The following is a 15,639-nucleotide window of genomic DNA, read 5'->3' on the forward strand; positions in this document are numbered from 1 at the left end:
GCCCGGGACAGCCGGCCCGGCGGCCACGAGGGACCGGTCACTTCCGCCAGAACAGGTGATGCGTCACCCCGCTCGCGCTGGGCACGGCCTCCAGGTGGAACCGGTCGAGCAGTTCGTCGGGGGACTCCCAGAGCCGCACTCCTGACCCGTACGTCACCGGCGAGACCACCACATGCAGGGTGTCGACGAGGTCGGCGTCGAGGAACTGCCGGATGGTGGTGGCCCCGCCACCGAGCCGGACATCCTTGCCCTGCGCCGCCTCCCTGGCCTGTTCGAGGACCGTGGCAGGGTCGCCGTCCACGAAGTGGAACGTGGTGTCGGAGAGCGTGAGCGAAGGACGCTTGTGGTGGGTCAGGACGAACACCGGGGTGTGGAACGGGGGCTCGTCCCCCCACCAGCCCTGCCACTCATGGTTGAGCCAGGGTCCGCGCTGGGGACCGAACTTGTTGCGGCCCATGATCTCGGCGCCGATGTTGCGCGCGTAGTCCCGCGTGAGGTAGTCGTCCAGCCCCCGACTGCCCCCGGAGTCTGTGCGCATGGGCCAGCTCGCCGTAGCACCGGCCCAGGCGAACAGCCTCTCGGGCTCGACGTGCCCGAACGGTCTCTCAAGGGTCTGCTCCTCGCCGGCGGCGATACCGTCACTGGAGACGGTGAAATTCTGGACTCGCAGCAGCTGCGCCACGGGTTCCTCCTGAGCTGTCGACAACGGTGGTGAGACGCGAACGGTGGTAAGACGTACCGGGCCGGCAAAACTCATCGCCGCGTCCGTGACCGGTCAGGAATCGGGCCACCCAGCGTCCCGACACGTCAGGTACGCCGGGCATCGCGCACTCGTTGAGCCGGCCGTCGCGACCCCGGGCACGACGAAACCGCCGCACCTCCGGTGTCCCGGTGGTGCGGCGGTCCGCCCGAACAAGTCCTGCCTGGGCAAGTCCTGCCTGATCAACTCCTACGCGTGGAGCGCCGGTTCCTTGGTCAGGATGACGGGTTCCGGCTCGTCCTCCTCGAAGGCCGCTCCCTCGACGTCGACCGACGGCAGGACGCGGTCCAGCCAGCGCGGCAGGTACCAGGCCTTGTCGCCCAGCAACTTGAGGACCGCGGGCACCAGGGTCATGCGGACCGCGAAGGCGTCGATCATGACGCCGAAGCCCAATGCGAGCGCGATGGGCATGCTGTTGGGGTCCCTGGTGAACAGGAAGCTCACGAACACCGCGATCATGATGAGCGCCGCAGCCGTGACCACCCGGGCCGAGTGGCGTGTGCCCTCGATGATGGCGTCCTCGCTGCGACGGGTCTTCGCGTAGCGCTCGCGCATGGCCGAGACGAGGAAGACCTCGTAGTCCATGGCCAGCCCGAACAGCACCGCCATCACCAGGATCGGCACGAAGCTCGCCACCGGCCCGACGCTCGGCACGCCCAGCGTGTCGGCCAGCCAGCCCCACTGGAAGACCGCCACCGTCGCGCCGAACGACGCACCGACCGACAGCAGGAACCCGAGCGTCGCCTTGATCGGGATGGCGATCGAACGGAACGCCACCATCAGCAGCAGGAGCGAGAGCCCCACGACGACGATCGTGAAGGGCAGCAGCGCGCCGCTCAGTTTCGCGGCGATGTCGACGCTGACCGCCGTGATGCCCGTGACGGCCACGTACGTGCCGGTCTTGGTTTCGACGTGGGCCGTGACGTCGCGCAGTTGCCCGACGAGGTGGCTGGTCTCCGTCGTACGCGGGCCTGTGGTCGGGATGACCTGGATGCGGGCCGCGAGTCCGTCGGCCGACGGCTGGGCGGGGCTCGCGAAGGCGATGCCCTTGGTGCCGGCGAGTTCCTTGACCATCTCGTCGGAGGCCGCGGTCACCTTGTCCTGGCTGCCCGGCGTGCCCTCGACGAGGATGATGAGCGGTCCGTTGGCGCCGGGGCCGAACGCGTCGGCGACCTTGTCGTAGGCCTGCCGGGTGGAGGAGGTCTTCGGTTCCGAGCCGTTGTCGGTGAGAGCGAGCTTCAGGTGCATGGCCGGTACGGCGAGCACGAGGAGGCCGAGGACGACCGCGACCACGGTCCGCTTGGGACGGCGCAGGACGCCGGTGACCCACCGGGTGCCCATGGTCGAGCCGTGCGTACGGGTCTCACGGCGCGCGGCGCGTGAACCCGGCTTCGGGATGAGCCGGTCGCCGGCGATGCCGAGCAGCGCGGGCAGCAGCGTGAGCGCGAGGGTGACGGCCACCGGCTACCGCCGCGGCCGCGGTGAGCCCCATCGAGGTCAGCATCGGCACGCGGGCGACGGTGAGTCCCACGAGCGCGACCACCACGGTCAGCCCCGCGAAGACGACGGCGCTTCCCGCCGTCGCGGTCGCCTTGGCGATCGACTTCTGCACGGGCATGCCCTGCGCGAGCTGGGTGCGGTGGCGCGACACGATGAACAGCGCGTAGTCGATACCGACCGCCAGCCCCAGCATCATCGCCATGACCGGCGCGGTGTCGGAGATACCGATCACGGACGAGAGCCCGATCATGCCCATCATCGTCCCGGCGACACCGAGGATCGCGGTCAGCAGCGGAAGTCCGGCCGCGAGCATCGAACCGAAGGTGAGGACCAGGACCAGCAGCGTCACCAGTACGCCGACGACCTCCGTCGGGCTGACGGCCGGGCCGGACTCCTTGTAGGCGTCACCGCCGAAGAGCACGGAGGCTCCGGCGTGTTCCGCCTGCGCGCCCGTCGCCTTGAGCCCGTCGAGGGTCTGCGCCGGGACCGTCGCGTCCTTCGGGGTCGAGAAGGTCACCTGGACGACGGAGGTACGTCCGTCCTGCGAGAGCTGGGCAGCCGGTTCGCTGACCGACGTCACGCCCGGCACCTTCGCGGCGGACTCAAGGCCGGACTCGATCGGGGCTTGCAGACCTGGCTCTTTCAGGACATGTCCTGGTGGCGCCTGGATGACGATCTCGGCGGTCTGGGTCTCCGAGCTGGGGAAGTGGTGGTCCATCTTGTCCAGCGCGACCTGGGCGGGCGAGCCCGGTATCGAACCGCTGGACACCATCGTGCCCGCGAAGGAGACGCCGAGCGCGGCGATCGCGGCGATGGCGAGCAGCCAGCCGACGAGTACCCGGTACTTGTTGCGGCTGCTGAGGGCTCCAAGACGGTAGAGCAGCGTGGCCATGGAGGGCTCCTTTCTGAATGGCGGTGAAGCCGGTGTGTGGTGAGGCCGGTGTGCGGTGAAGCCGGTGCTTCGGCCGGGGCCGACAGCGAGCCGGTGGGACAAGGCAACGGTTGTAAAGTCACACCCGTGAGTAGATCTGCGAACCGAACGAGAAACCTGCGCGGCGAAGGTCTGCGCCTGCGCGGCGAGATCCTTGGCGCCGCCCGTGAGCTGCTGGAACAGACGGGCAGCGAGGAAGCGATCACGCTGCGTTCCGTCGCGCGCCAGGTCGGGATCTCGGCGCCGTCGATCTACGCGCACTTCGCCGACCGGGACGCGATCGTCGACGCGATCGTCGCGGACACCTTCCACGACCTGGCCGAGGTGGCACAGAAGGCCGCCGCCTCCGAGCAGGATCCGGTGGACCGGCTGCTGGCCCTCGGCCACGCGTATCTGCGCTTCGCGGAGGAACAGCCGGAGCGGTACCGCGTGCTGTTCAACCGCTACCGCCCCCTCGACGCCGGCGGCCCCGCGCCCGCGACGGCCGCCGATCCCGTCGTGGAGGGACTGGTCGGCGGGCGGGCGTTCGCCCCACTGATCGACGTCATCACCGCGTGCGTGGAATCCGGCGAGTCCGACAGCCGGTCGCCCTTCGAGGACGCGGTCGCACTGTGGGTGACGCTGCACGGCTACAGCTCGCTGCGCCAGCGCATGCGCACGTTCCCCTGGCCGGACGAGGAACCGTTCGTCCGCACCTTCATCCTCCGAGCGGCCCGCGTCACCCCACGTACGCGGGACGCACAGGACAGCCGCGCGTCCGCGCATCCCGAGGAGACCGAGGAGACCGAGGAGACCGAACAGCTTTCCTGACGATTCAGGCGCTCCCCCGGAAAACGCAGGGCCCACGCCCCGGCCTCCGCGCCTACAATGGCGATAAACGCCAGAAATCCCCCATTGCGCCTGTCGGGCCGTGCGCCCGCCACGCGCCCGGAGGGTTCGCATGAGCACCTACCTGATCAATCACCTGCGCATACCGGGTGACATTCCCAACGAGGAAGCCGTCTCCTACCTGGAACAGGTGGAAGACACGGCCAAGAACCACGGCGGTAAGTGGCTGGCGCAAGGCGAGGCGCGGGCCGTGGAGGGGACGTGGCCGGGGGCGGTCGTCCTGATGGAATTCCCTGACATGGCGCACGCGGAGACCTGGTACAACCCGCCCGAATACCAGAAGATCCTGCCCCTGCGCGTGAACAACGCGATCAGCGACCTGGTTCTGGTGGACGGCGTCACACCGGACTTCACCGCGGCCGGCTACGCCGGACAGATCAGGAACGCGATCGCGGCCGCCTCCGCGTCCGACGGCCGGGGGCGCTCATGACCACCCCGCGCGATCTGCTGATCGTCACCATGGACATGGCGCCCTACCGCTCCGTGGAGCGCAGCAAGCTGTCGCTCGCACTCGCCGGTGCCGAGCTGATCGACCTCCTGGCCGACGGGATCGTACGCCTCGGAGCCGAGCGCCGCATCGCACCCGTGGACGGCGAACACCCCTCCGCGGAACCGGTGTTGGCCGAGGCCGCAGAGGGACTGGTCCGGGAGCCGCCGTACGAGCCGGTCGACGACTGGCTCTGGCGCAGGGGGCGCGGCCTGTCCTCGCGCTATCTGGCCGCCCTGGAGAAGGACGGGCAGCTCGTCCGCCAACAGCGCCACCACCGGATGCCGTTCTTCCGTACCGGCCGGACGTCCCTGGTCGATTCACCCGATCGCAGCCGGGCGGCGGCGCGTTGGACCGCCGACGAGCCCGTTCTCGCCGCGCTCGCCACGACCGCCGGCATCCACGACAAGCGCACGGACGAGTCACCGCGCGTCACGGACGACGCGGTGGCGACCGTACTGGCGGCCCTGGACGACGCGTGCGACGAGCTGTCCACCGAGGCGTGGCGACGGGCCCACCGACGGGACGACGCGGCTGTCACCAACGTCCAGCGCGGCTACTGACGTTCGCCGCCACCGCACGGCCAGCCGGATGAACGGTGCTGCTCAACTCACCGAGTAGGCGCCCGCGTCGAGGTCTTCGATGAGCGTCGGACCGGTGGGCGTCCAGTCGAGGAGCTTCCGCGTCCGGTCGCTGCTCGCCGAGAGGTCCATGCCGAAGAACCGGCCGATCCAACCGAAGTGGTCCGCGACCTCGTCAGGAGCGATGGACTCGACCGGCAGGTCGAAGGCGCGGCCGATCGCCTCCGCGATCTCGCGCGTGGGGACGCCTTCTTCGGCGACGGCGTGCAGCCGGGATCCCGCGGGCGCCTTCTCCAGGCCGAGCGCGATCAGGCGGGCCGCGTCCGAACGGTGCACGGCGGGCCAGCGGTTGGTCCCGTCACCGGGGTACCCGGCGACGCCCTTCTCGCGCGCGTTGGCGGCGATGAGCGCGATGAACCCGTGGTCACCGGCGCCGTGCACGGTCGGCGAGAAGCGCAGGCTGACGGTCCGGACACCACGCTCGACGAATTCGAGCGCGAGGTTCTCGCTGCCACCTCGCGGTGCGTCCGGGCCGTGGAACGGCGACGCGTCGTCCTCGGTGCTGGTCCTGCCCTGGACGAGCCCGGCGACGCCCGCCGCGAGCAGGAACGGACGGTCCGTACCGACGAGCGCGTCGCCGATGGTCTGGACGGCGGCCCGCTCGGCCGCGTCCGAGGCGGCCGGGTTGGACCAGTCGTGCTTGTTCGCCAGGTGGATGACGGCCTCGGCCGCCTCGGCGCCGGCGCGGATGCCGTCGAGGTCGTCCAGGTCACCGCGGCGCACGCGGGCGCCCTTCGCCTCAAGGGCCGCGGTGGACGCGTCGGACCTGGCCAGCCCGGTGACCTCGTGGCCCGCGGCGAGCAGTTCGTCGACGGCGGCCGAGCCGATCCAGCCGGATGCTCCAGTAACGAAAACACGCATGACGTGATCTCCTTCGACGCCCGCCACCGGGCGAGCGGATTGATCCGAGCGATGTCGTGACTGATGTCTGTGACTGACGCCTGAGGCGGATACCTACGACTGACACGTACGGCTGATGTCAGTCACAGACATAGCCTACACCCGCCATGTCAGTCCCTGCCATCGCTACACTCGATCACATGGTGCGTTGGAAACCGGGGGCCCCGGAGCGGCTGCAGAAGGCCGCGCTCGAATTGTTCGCCACCCGCGGGTTCGAGCAGACGACCGCCACGGAGATCGCCGAGTCCGTTGGTCTGACCGAGCGCACGTTCTACCGCCACTTCAGCGACAAGCGCGAAGTTCTCTTCCACGGGCAGAACCTGCTCCTCGGCGCGTTCGTCGCCGGAGTGGACGCGGCGCCGCCGGGCGCGTCGCCGATCGAGATCGTCGCCTCCGCCCTGGAGTCGGCGGCGACCTTCTTCCCGGACGACCGCAGGCCCTACTCCCGCACGCGCCAGTCCGTGATCGACCAGAACCCCGCACTCCACGAACGCGAGCTGCACAAGCTCGCCGGCATCGCCACGACGGTCGCCGATGCCCTGCGCGCACGCGGCACCGCCGAACTCCCGGCCGTCCTGGCGGCCGAATCGGGTGCCACGGTGTTCAGGATCGCGTTCACGCAGTGGATCCGCGACGGCGAGGAGCGTTCCCTCACCACCATCACGGCGGACGTACTCCGCGAACTGCTGACCCTGGCAGGGGAAGCAACGGCTGCACACAAGTCGCCGTGATCCCGACCCCGTCCGATCTCGCGGTGCCGTGTGTTCTGACACTTGCTCTGGTCTGACGCTTGGTCCGAACAGCCCACTTGACCTGGGGTTAGTGCGATCCGACGCCGTTTTCCGGAACCGAAGTCGCTGAGACAGAACCCGGACATCGGCAGGATCATTTCAGGATCGACTCGGCCCTAGTGTCCTCGGTGTCAGCAGAAAACACCGCAACGACAGCCGTTGGAGATCATGATGCGCTCGCGTCTCGCCGCCCGTTCCACCCGTCTCGTCCTGGCCGCCGCGGCCGTGACGGCCCTCGCCGCGACCACCACCGCCTGCGACCCCGACGACATCGCGGACGCGAGCAACTCGGCGGCCCCCGCCACCACGGCCTCCGCCGGCAGCGACACCCCCGCCGCAGGCGGCTCCAACACCAGCGCCGGCAAGGGCGGTTCCGACACCAGTGGCTCCGGCTCCGCCGACACCCCCGACTCAGCCGACGGCGGAAAGAGTGGCTACGGCCAGTCCTGCGGCACCAACGACCTGGAGTTCACGGTCACCCCGGAGACGCAGGCCGGCGGCTACTACCTCGTCACCGCCAAGGCCAAGCCGGGCATCACCTGCTACCTGGACATCAACACCCCCAGCGCGTCCTTCGGTTCAGCCGCGGACGGCGTCGCCGCCCCCGTCGGACAGGGCGGCGAGGACCCCATCAAGCTCACCGGCTCCGCCGTCGCGTACACCGGCATCAACCCCAAGACCACCAACACCAACGACGGCAAGGAATTCGACTTCGTCATCTTCGCCGTGAGCGAGGAGGACCCGAACCCCACCGAACTCAAGCTCCCCGACACCGCCACCGTCGACAAGCCCATCGTCACCAACTGGGCCGGCAACCGCGCCGAGGCCGTCCCGTACATCGTCTGACGAACCGCTCTGGACCACGACTCGCGCTCCACACCACGGCGCCCGTCGATGTCCAGCACCTGGGGAGACCGGCAAGACCGACGCTCGCCAGGGCGTGTGCGGCAGCAGTAACGACCCGCTCCACTCCTTGGGAACGACCGCCGTGCACGACGGATTCGGCGGCCCCCAAGCCAGAACACAACACCAAGACGCGTCATGCGCTGCGTTGAACCCGCAGCGCACAGCGCACCGCCTCGGTCCCCGGCCACCACGCGACCAGGCCTTCCGCCTCCCCGGCGTCGACTACGTCGAAGTCGTCCACGACGCAGCCAACCACGCCAGCGGTGCCGTCCCGGCACGACTCGGCTTCACCGAACACCTCCGCCGTCCCACCGAGACCGGCAAGGTTCAGGTATGGCGGCTGACTCGCCCCACTGCCGACGGAACAGCCGCAGACGCACGTTGACGGGCTCTGACGGAAGATCCAGAACCGACGCCGCCGACCGCGTCGGAGCTTCCACGAGTCCAGCCCTCACCAGCAGGCGGGAGCGAGTGTCCCGCCAGCCGGAGACAGGACAAGCGTGAGTACGCAGCGTGGTCGGCTGTCGTCCTCCGGTTCGGCCGAAGGGACGACAAGGCCCCGCGCCTCCGCCCGGCCACGGGCCGGCCGGGGCACGGAGTGCCTACGCTGGCGCCGCCACGGAAAGGCGGTGCGCCATGGATGCTGACTCCCGGATCAGGGCCGCGATCGAGGAACACTGGCAGGCCTCGGAGCGCGGGGACATCGAAGCCGAACACGCCATCTACGCCACGGACGCGATCCTCGACTACCCGCAGTCCGGTGAGCGGTTCCGGAGCCGCGCGACAATTTCGGCGCAACGCGGCGGGCACCCGGCCGACCGGCACTTCACCGTCCGGCGGATCACCGGCCACGGGGATCTGTGGGTGAGCGAATGCACCATCACCTATGACGGAGCGCCTTCGTACTCGGTGAGCATCATGCAGTTCACCGACCGGCACGTGGTCCACGAGACGCAGTACTTCGCCGATCCCTTCACCGCGTCGGCCTCGCGGGCGGCGCTCGCGGAGCCCATGCCGGGCCGGACCCTCGCCTGAGCCTGCCGCTGCCGGAGACTTCCAGATGGTTCAAGGTGGTCCACGGAACCGATCACCGAACGGCCGTCCCGAAGGAGCAAGCAGCATGTCGACCACCCCGGCGCAGAAGATCACCACTTTCCTCATGTTCGAGGGCAGGGCCGAGGAGGCGATGACCTTCTACGTCTCGCTGTTCGCCGACGCCGAGGTCATCGACATCACCCGCTACGGCGCCGACGAACCCGGCGCGGAGGGCACGGTGCGGCACGCCACGTTCGCGCTCGCCGGGCAGCGGTACATGTGCATCGACAGCCCGGCGAAGCACGACTTCGGGTTCACTCCCGCCGTGTCGCTCTACGTCCAGTGCGAGAACGAAGCCGAGATCGACCGCCTCTACGCGGCCCTCGCCGAGCAGGGCGCGGAGCTGATGCCGCTGGGGTCCTACGGTTTCAGCGCCAAGTTCGGCTGGGTGAATGACCGGTTCGGTGTCTCCTGGCAGCTGACCCTGCCCGTGTAGCCGTCACCGCGTCCGGTCGGCGGCGCCGACCGGTGGCCGCGATCGCCACCGTCTGCGGCACAGCGACCGTACCGGTGCGGGAACCGACGCGGACCTCTGCGCCACCGTCGCCTGCCACCCCCGGAAAATCCCGGTAGCGGACGGCGGGTCGGCGTCCCCACCACGGCCGCCGACCCGCCCCTCTGCGCCGCACACGCGTGGACGACATGATCTCCGCCGGAGCTAGTCGCCGGTGGTGCCGTCGAGCAGTTCGCGCAGGATGTCCAGGTGGCCGTTGTGTCGGGACGTCTCCTCGGTGAGGTGGAGGAGGATCCAGCGCAGGTCGACGTGGAGGCCGCCGCGGACGGCCCGCCGGGCCTGGTGGTCCAGGCCGTGCCCGGCGACCAGTTCGCGGTAGCGGGCGCTCTGTTCGGCGAATTCGTCGAGCAACCGCGGGAGCGGGAAGTCGACGGCGATGCGCATCTCGCGGTCTGGGTCCTCCTCCGTCCAGGGGCCCTGGTCTTCCTCGCCGAGGAAGACCACCTGGAACCAGTAGTACTCGACCCAGCGGAGATGGTTGATCACTCCGCTCATGGTCATCAGCGGTGAGCCGGGCAGGGGCGCCTTGCGTGCGTTCTCTGCCGAGAGCCCTTGGCACTTGGCGCGGGCGGTGTCACGGGCGTAGTCGAGAAACGTGGTGAGCTGAGTGCGCTCGTCCCACGCGGGCGGCGTGTCATCGATTCTTGTCATCGCGCGCAGCCTCCCCGACCGCCACGACCGGTGTCGAGGTATTTGTCGACGGGCCCGACCTACCGCCATCTGACCCTTCGTCCGGCGGGTCGCCGCAGCGATGCGGCGCCGGTGGGCCGCCCGGCACCGACTGCCGGACGGGCTCTACGCGGCAACTGGTTCACAGGCCGGGCAGTTGCCCGGGGTTGGGGATCGGAAGGCGTGGTCGCAGTTGTCGCAGTTCTGGAGGGGGGCCGGGAGGGCGCTACTCGTGTCGGCCACTGCGGGGAGCGGGGGCGGTAGTTGGGTGGTGAGGCGGTGGGCCAGGAGGGCTGCCGGAGAGTTGATGGGGTCTGCCGGGAGCCTGGACGTCAACGCGTGTTGTACGGCTGCCGGTTCGACGCCCCTTTCCAGCCACGTCGACACGGCGGACGTGAGGCGCGTGATGTCACGCTCGGACAGCATCAGCCGGGGGTCATGGCGACGGAGTCCGGCCAGGATTTCGGCGGCTGTGCGATGGCGGGCGAGGTACGGGTGGTCCGGCTCCGGCAGGCGCGGGACCGTAGTTGAGGGCGCGGGGGCGGGGGCGGTAACCGTGGGGGTCGCGGGTGCGGGCGGCGACGGCTGTACGGGCGCCGACTGCACGGGCCCGGACTGTACGGGCAGTACCGGGCGCGGCGGGAGCGGTGCGGCCAGGGCCGCCGCCAGAAGCGCCGCCGGTGACTGCGAATCGGCCTCCGGCGCGGCAACGGGGGCGGGGGCGGGTGACGGCAGGGGCTGCGGTGCGGGTTCGGGCGCGGGTACAGGGGCGGTTGCCGGTACAAAGGTCGGTTCGGGGGCCGGTGTGGGTTCGGATGCCAGTACTGGTGCTGGTGCGGGTTCGGATACCGGTGCCGGTGCCGGTGCCGGTGCTGCGACGGGCGGCGGCACAGGGACCGCTACGGGTACGGGCGGCGGCATCGGTGCTGCGGCGGGCGGCAAGCCGGGAGCCGGTGTGAGCTTCCGCTCCTGCGACTGACGCTGCGGCGGGGGCGCCTGCTGCTGCCGTTGCGGTGTGCGGCGCTGCTCCGGTACGCGCGGCGACGGGCGCGACTGCCTCAGATCCTCGGGGATGTCGTACGCCAGCGTCCTCGTCATCCAGCGGCCTGCCGACGTGCGTTCACGCGTCCGCGACAGGTAGCCGTGGGCCTCCAGCTCCCGTAACGAGGCGGCGATCGCGACTTCGCCCTCCACGAACTTCTTCGCGAGCGCCTTGATGCCGATCTCCGAGCCGTCCGGCAGCGACTGGATGTGCACGCCCAGGCCGATCGCCGTCAGCGACAGGCTGTCGTGCTGGGAGAGGTGGTTGCCGACCACGGTGAACCGGTCGGAGTGTCGGTACCTGATGTGTTTCACGCCAGTCTGGGGAACTGCCCCTGAAATGACGGCATCTGCGCGCATAGGCGCGCTAAAGTTGTTCTCAGCCATGAGGAAGGTGTCTGCTTCCGCGTTGGTCAGGCCCCCGATTGGGATTGCGAGTCCCGGCCGGGGGCCGACGTATGTCCGGTGTTGTTCGCTGAGCGTAACCACACCAATCCCCCTCCAACGACCAAACGGCGCAATCTTCACCCCTGCGGGTGAAGGACGGCGGTGGGGTCTGGTGGGGTTCTTTCACTTGTTACTTGAGTGTTTATGCAGGTCGGGCCCTGCCGGGACCCTGCAAACCAAGACGCGGAAATCCACGATCCGGTGCGGGCGCCGCCTCACCGGGCGTGAGCGTCACACATGCACGGCGGTTCTAGTTTGATTGCGCATCGCGTTCGAATGAGCCCGGTTGGCGCGGGAGGAGCACGCCTCGTTGCCGGCCTGCGGACGGCATACATCGCGAAGCATTCTTGTTGCGGGGAGCATGCCCAACATCACCGGCGTCGTTGCCCGAGTCTTCGTGGACGATCTGGAAGCCGCGATCCCCCTGTACCAGCAACTGGCCCAGACCGCAGCGGTCAACCGCTTCGCGTTCCACGAAGTCCAGCTGGCTCAGGTCGGACCGTTCCTCCTGCTCAGTGGCGACACAGCGGCCTTCCGCGACAGAGTGGCGACCGTCCTGGTGCGGCAGATCCCTCCTGTGATCGCTGCCATCGAGCGCGCCGGCGGGCAGATCCTCGACGGCCCCTCCCCAGCGCCCAACGGGGACCGACTCATCGCCCGGCACCCGGACGGATCGGTCTTCGAGTACATCGAGACAGGCGACACCGAACCACCCGCGTGACCGGGACAGCGGGCCAACGCTGAACGCCACGAATGCCACCGCCATGGTCACCGGCCGCCGGAGAACCGTTACGGCAAGAGCCGTAGCCGGAACGAACAGGGCGATGTTGAGCAGAGCGCTGGAGGAGGTGAGCACGTGCCGTGGCATGCCCGCGTCGCACTGCCCGCTCGATATGCCGGCGCTGCTGGTATTGAGAAGAAACAGCCTACTTAGGGGCCTGGGCGGTACGTCCGCGGTTTCACTATCAGCCCTTTGTGCCGCAGCTTGTGCAGCTCGGCAATCGCGCGCAGCTGGCGCCGCTCGTATTCCGTGCCCGCCCGTACGGAGGCCCAACGACTTGTCCACGTAAGGCCGGTGGGCCGGGAGAGATTCACCAGCGGCCCTGCAAAGTCGTCCACCACGCCGACCATGTCGTAGGAGCGGTCATAGACAACCATGCCGATACACAGGCCCGGTGGCGTCGGTTGCGTATTCATGGCCGGCTCTTTCTGCTCAGCTTGTTCCGTTCGGCCACGAGTTCGCTGAGCACATCGTGGGCGGACTCGTCCTCGGGCTCCTTGTAGTCGGGGCACAAAGAGTGCCCGCACTCGCACGGCGGCCACCGCAGAGCCGAACCGGGCACCAAGTCCGCGCCGTCCGCCGCCAATTCGGACTTCTGAACGATGAGTACACCGTCCGAGCCGAACTCCTCTGTCAGCCGGGACAGAAACCGTCGTGCCTTGCTGTCCTTCATTCCACCCATCGCCTCAGTCCGTTGAGCACGCGCTCCAGCAGTTCTGCTGTCACCGGGTCATACGTGGCGAGTTCTTCGGTGCTGTCGGCCGCCGCCTCGTTTGGATCTCGCTCGCACATGGAGGGGGTCGCAGCCTTCCGTCATCACGTAATTACCGTCTGTGCGACAATCATCGGCTTTCGGGCGTACGATCAGAAGCCACTTGTCTCCCAACAGGCCGACTGGGATAAGGGGTTACTCTGATGGCACCACACCCGCGAGAACTGAATCCCGATCGCTCGGTTCGAGACCTCTTCGGGTCCGAAATGCGCCGCTATCGCGAGCAGGCAGGAATGAGCCTCGAAAACCTGGCGAGCATGCTGAGATATGCGAAGAGCTCGCTCGCACGCTATGAGACGGCGGAATCCATGATTCCGCCGGATCTTCCGAAACGGCTGGACGCTGTGTTCGGCGCAGACGGCTTGTTCGGGAAACTATATGAGGTTGCCCGCAAGGAGAACCCAGACGGTTTCCGGCGCGTACTGGAGTTGGAGGCTCAGGCTAAGAGCATCCAGGACTATTCGGGGCAGCTCGTGCCAGGCCTGGCGCAGACCGAGTCTTACGCTCGCGCCCTCTTCGAAACCTTCAACCCCAAGGCGTCGCGAGACGAGATCGAGAGGCTGGTGACGGAACGTATGAGTCGACAAGCCCGCCTCACCGGCGAGTCGGCGGTCGATTTGTGGACGATCGTCGACGAGGCGACACTGAGACGTTCCTATGGCGGTCCAGTAGCCATGCGGGAACAGTTGAACCGCCTTGCGGGACTGACACAGACGCCGAACACCGTATTGCAAGTCCTCCCGTTCGAGAGTGGGGGGCATCCCCTGGCCGGGGGTTCGCTCAAGCTCATGACTATGAGAAACGGCACGCGCATTGCCTACGAGGAGAGCATTTCCACTGGAAACCTGATCGAGGAAAGAGAAGCCGTCGAATCCCGGCAAAGGGCCTACGATCTCCTGAGAGCGTGCGCATTGTCGCCCAGAGACTCAGCCGCGCTCATCCGATCCGTAAGGGAGACGCTTCCTTCATAGCCGCACCCCGGACCTCTCCCGCACGAGTGGGTCAAGTCTTCATACAGCGGCACCGGAGCCAACAGCTGCATCGAGTGGGCCCCCGCGCACGTCACCGCCGCTGGTGTCGTCCCCGTACGTGACAGCAAGGACCCTGCCGGTCCGGGGCTTACGCTCACGCCTGCCGCGTGGGCCGGGTTCGTTGCTTTCGCCGCGACCCACGCGGACGTGCGCTGAGGCAGGGCCAGTTGACGTACTGCTTCAGCGGATGCCGAGTGCGACGATCTGGGTGACCTCGTCGTCGGCGAAGTTGTCGTCGCTGACCAGGAGCAGGGTCCGTTCGCCGTTCCGCAGCGTCGGGCCCCAGGTCATGCCTTCGATGTTGTCGACCGTGGACAGGCCCAAGTCAGTGAAGTCCGCCACGAGTTCCTTACGCATCGGGATGACCTTCTGCCCGGCCAGGGAGTCCAGGTTCTCCATGACGGTCGCGCCGCGCGTCGTCGTGTCGTAGAGGCGGATCCGGAAACCTGAGCCTGCCACCCAGCTGCGCTCCAGTACGAGGTAGCGGCTGGGGTCGTCCCGGAAGGCGACGATCGAGGGCACGCCCGCGTCGGGCGGCCACGGGCTGGACGGGTCGGGCTTGGTGAGGATCTTGTCCAGCGGATAGGCGAACTGCCCGAGCACCTCGCCCGTCCGGCTCTGCCGGGTCAGGCGGACCAGCGCGCCGAGTTCCAGGGTGGGCTCCGGGCCGTCCTGGAGCAGCGGGCCCTCGGCCACGCTGGTGAGCACGCGGTCCCTGTCGCCGAACGTGATCGCCTCGATCGCCTTGTTCCGGCGCAGGCCGCGATCGTCCATGGTGTTCACGTACTGCGCGGGCAGGGGCAGTTGGCCGAGGTAGCCGCCGGACGGGGTCGCGAACTGGATCGACGGCTGGATCACCGGGTCACTCGCCGACTTGGGCCGGTCGCCCTCCTGCGCCCACCAGTACCGGCAGGTCCGCGGGTCCACGCGCAGCTCTTCCGGGTCCACGGCCTTGCCGTCACCCGCGCTCGCCGGCGGGTAGACCTGGCCGTCCGGCTGGAGGAACGGGTGGGTGCCGGTGAAGTCGACGGAGTGCACCCCGGCGCCGTCCACCGCGATCCTGGCGGTGTAGAAGCGGGCGGGCTGGAGGACCGAGCGGTCGTCGCTGATCATGACGTACTCGCCGGTGCACGGATCGCGGTCGATGCCGGAGAGACCGCCAACTGTCGTGTTCCTGAACGGCAGTTTGTGCGGAACGATCTTCTCGCCCAGCAACCGGGCTCGCACTCCGGTATCGGACGGTGCGGCTGTGCCGTGCGACTGGGCCGCCATCGCCGGGGCCATCGTCGTGGCCATCACCAGGGCCGCGCCGCATGCGCGACGGATCAAGGAAAGTTTCATGTCTTGCGTTCCGTCTTACGTTCTCGTCGTGAGTCCGACCGGTCGCTCGTGAGATCGGTGGACCCGCGGGGCGGGTGATCGAGGAAGAGGAAGCAACGCCGGAGTCGATCCCGCTCGGCTGTCGCGGCTGGCCGCCCCAGCCAA

At 68.6% G+C, this 15,639-nt stretch carries 19 protein-coding genes; 10 read left to right on the forward strand and 9 right to left on the reverse strand.

Annotated elements, in window-relative coordinates:
- Positions 1–37: 37 nt before the first annotated feature.
- The 3 genes from ACIP6N_RS10755 to ACIP6N_RS10765 all read right to left on the reverse strand — a co-directional run bounded on the left by ACIP6N_RS10755 (position 38) and on the right by ACIP6N_RS10765 (position 3,152).
- On the reverse strand, positions 38–682 hold the full coding sequence (locus ACIP6N_RS10755) for a dihydrofolate reductase family protein (protein WP_401814574.1): 645 nt from the start codon (positions 680–682) through the stop codon (positions 38–40).
- Positions 683–949: 267 nt separating this feature from the next.
- A complete protein-coding gene (locus tag ACIP6N_RS10760) occupies positions 950–2,221 on the reverse strand; it encodes an MMPL family transporter (RefSeq protein WP_401814576.1) in 1,272 nt (423 codons plus the stop codon).
- A complete protein-coding gene (locus ACIP6N_RS10765) occupies positions 2,124–3,152 on the reverse strand; it encodes an MMPL family transporter (RefSeq protein WP_401814578.1) in 1,029 nt (342 codons plus the stop codon). The genes ACIP6N_RS10760 and ACIP6N_RS10765 overlap by 98 nt, the downstream gene beginning before the upstream one ends.
- 126 nt (positions 3,153–3,278) lie before the next feature.
- Here ACIP6N_RS10765 and ACIP6N_RS10770 point away from each other — a divergent pair, with 126 nt between their 5' ends.
- The 3 genes from ACIP6N_RS10770 (at position 3,279) to ACIP6N_RS10780 (ending at position 5,129) form a co-directional block, all read left to right on the forward strand.
- On the forward strand, positions 3,279–4,001 hold the full coding sequence (locus ACIP6N_RS10770) for a TetR/AcrR family transcriptional regulator (protein ID WP_401814579.1): 723 nt from the start codon (positions 3,279–3,281) through the stop codon (positions 3,999–4,001).
- Between the two features lie 130 nt (positions 4,002–4,131).
- Positions 4,132–4,509, forward strand: a complete 378-nt coding sequence (locus ACIP6N_RS10775; protein WP_401814581.1) for a DUF1330 domain-containing protein — start codon at positions 4,132–4,134, stop codon at positions 4,507–4,509.
- Positions 4,506–5,129, forward strand: coding sequence for a GPP34 family phosphoprotein (locus ACIP6N_RS10780; RefSeq protein ID WP_401814582.1), 624 nt, complete (start codon positions 4,506–4,508; stop codon positions 5,127–5,129). The genes ACIP6N_RS10775 and ACIP6N_RS10780 overlap by 4 nt, the downstream gene beginning before the upstream one ends.
- Positions 5,130–5,171: 42 nt before the next feature.
- Here the strand turns inward: ACIP6N_RS10780 and ACIP6N_RS10785 are convergent, their stop codons facing one another.
- A complete protein-coding gene (locus tag ACIP6N_RS10785) occupies positions 5,172–6,068 on the reverse strand; it encodes an SDR family oxidoreductase (protein ID WP_401814584.1) in 897 nt (298 codons plus the stop codon).
- Between the two features lie 179 nt (positions 6,069–6,247).
- Here ACIP6N_RS10785 and ACIP6N_RS10790 point away from each other — a divergent pair, with 179 nt between their 5' ends.
- The 4 genes from ACIP6N_RS10790 (at position 6,248) to ACIP6N_RS10805 (ending at position 9,335) form a co-directional block, all read left to right on the forward strand.
- The gene (locus ACIP6N_RS10790) at positions 6,248–6,838 is read left to right on the forward strand and encodes a TetR family transcriptional regulator (protein WP_401814585.1); all 591 of its coding nucleotides are present in this window, start codon (positions 6,248–6,250) and stop codon (positions 6,836–6,838) included.
- 231 nt (positions 6,839–7,069) lie between these two features.
- Complete coding sequence (locus tag ACIP6N_RS10795) at positions 7,070–7,744, forward strand: hypothetical protein (protein ID WP_401815212.1); 675 nt, start codon at positions 7,070–7,072, stop codon at positions 7,742–7,744.
- Positions 7,745–8,440: 696 nt separating this feature from the next.
- Positions 8,441–8,839 carry a nuclear transport factor 2 family protein gene (locus tag ACIP6N_RS10800; protein ID WP_401814587.1) on the forward strand — a complete coding sequence of 133 codons (399 nt, stop codon included), beginning with the start codon at positions 8,441–8,443 and terminating at the stop codon, positions 8,837–8,839.
- Positions 8,840–8,924: 85 nt separating this feature from the next.
- Positions 8,925–9,335, forward strand: coding sequence for a VOC family protein (locus ACIP6N_RS10805; protein WP_401814588.1), 411 nt, complete (start codon positions 8,925–8,927; stop codon positions 9,333–9,335).
- 222 nt (positions 9,336–9,557) lie between these two features.
- Here the strand turns inward: ACIP6N_RS10805 and ACIP6N_RS10810 are convergent, their stop codons facing one another.
- Entirely contained in the window at positions 9,558–10,064 is a 507-nt protein-coding gene (locus ACIP6N_RS10810) for a DinB family protein (protein ID WP_401814589.1), read from the reverse strand.
- A gap of 144 nt (positions 10,065–10,208) precedes the next feature.
- Entirely contained in the window at positions 10,209–11,438 is a 1,230-nt protein-coding gene (locus ACIP6N_RS10815) for a hypothetical protein (protein ID WP_401814590.1), read from the reverse strand.
- A 493-nt stretch (positions 11,439–11,931) separates the two neighbouring features.
- On the opposite strand from ACIP6N_RS10815, the gene ACIP6N_RS10820 reads away from it, so the two are divergent.
- Positions 11,932–12,291 (forward strand): VOC family protein, encoded by a 360-nt coding sequence (locus tag ACIP6N_RS10820; RefSeq protein WP_401814591.1) that lies wholly within the window; start codon positions 11,932–11,934, stop codon positions 12,289–12,291.
- Positions 12,292–12,500: 209 nt separating this feature from the next.
- Here the strand turns inward: ACIP6N_RS10820 and ACIP6N_RS10825 are convergent, their stop codons facing one another.
- Both ACIP6N_RS10825 and ACIP6N_RS10830 read right to left on the reverse strand, forming a co-directional pair.
- On the reverse strand, positions 12,501–12,767 hold the full coding sequence (locus tag ACIP6N_RS10825) for a hypothetical protein (protein ID WP_401814592.1): 267 nt from the start codon (positions 12,765–12,767) through the stop codon (positions 12,501–12,503).
- The gene (locus tag ACIP6N_RS10830; protein ID WP_401814594.1) at positions 12,764–13,024 is read right to left on the reverse strand and encodes a hypothetical protein; all 261 of its coding nucleotides are present in this window, start codon (positions 13,022–13,024) and stop codon (positions 12,764–12,766) included. The genes ACIP6N_RS10825 and ACIP6N_RS10830 overlap by 4 nt, the downstream gene beginning before the upstream one ends.
- Before the next feature lie 332 nt (positions 13,025–13,356).
- On the opposite strand from ACIP6N_RS10830, the gene ACIP6N_RS10835 reads away from it, so the two are divergent.
- Together ACIP6N_RS10835 and ACIP6N_RS10840 are read left to right on the forward strand one after the other, a co-directional pair.
- Entirely contained in the window at positions 13,357–14,094 is a 738-nt protein-coding gene (locus ACIP6N_RS10835) for a DUF5753 domain-containing protein (RefSeq protein ID WP_401814595.1), read from the forward strand.
- A 69-nt stretch (positions 14,095–14,163) separates the two neighbouring features.
- Positions 14,164–14,310, forward strand: coding sequence for a DUF397 domain-containing protein (locus tag ACIP6N_RS10840; RefSeq protein WP_401815213.1), 147 nt, complete (start codon positions 14,164–14,166; stop codon positions 14,308–14,310).
- A 24-nt stretch (positions 14,311–14,334) separates the two neighbouring features.
- Here the strand turns inward: ACIP6N_RS10840 and ACIP6N_RS10845 are convergent, their stop codons facing one another.
- A complete protein-coding gene (locus tag ACIP6N_RS10845) occupies positions 14,335–15,495 on the reverse strand; it encodes an esterase-like activity of phytase family protein (protein WP_401814597.1) in 1,161 nt (386 codons plus the stop codon).
- Positions 15,496–15,639: the final 144 nt, after the last annotated feature.

Source organism: Streptomyces sp. NPDC088725 (assembly GCF_044751305.1).
Classification (GTDB): Bacteria; Actinomycetota; Actinomycetes; order Streptomycetales; family Streptomycetaceae; genus Streptomyces.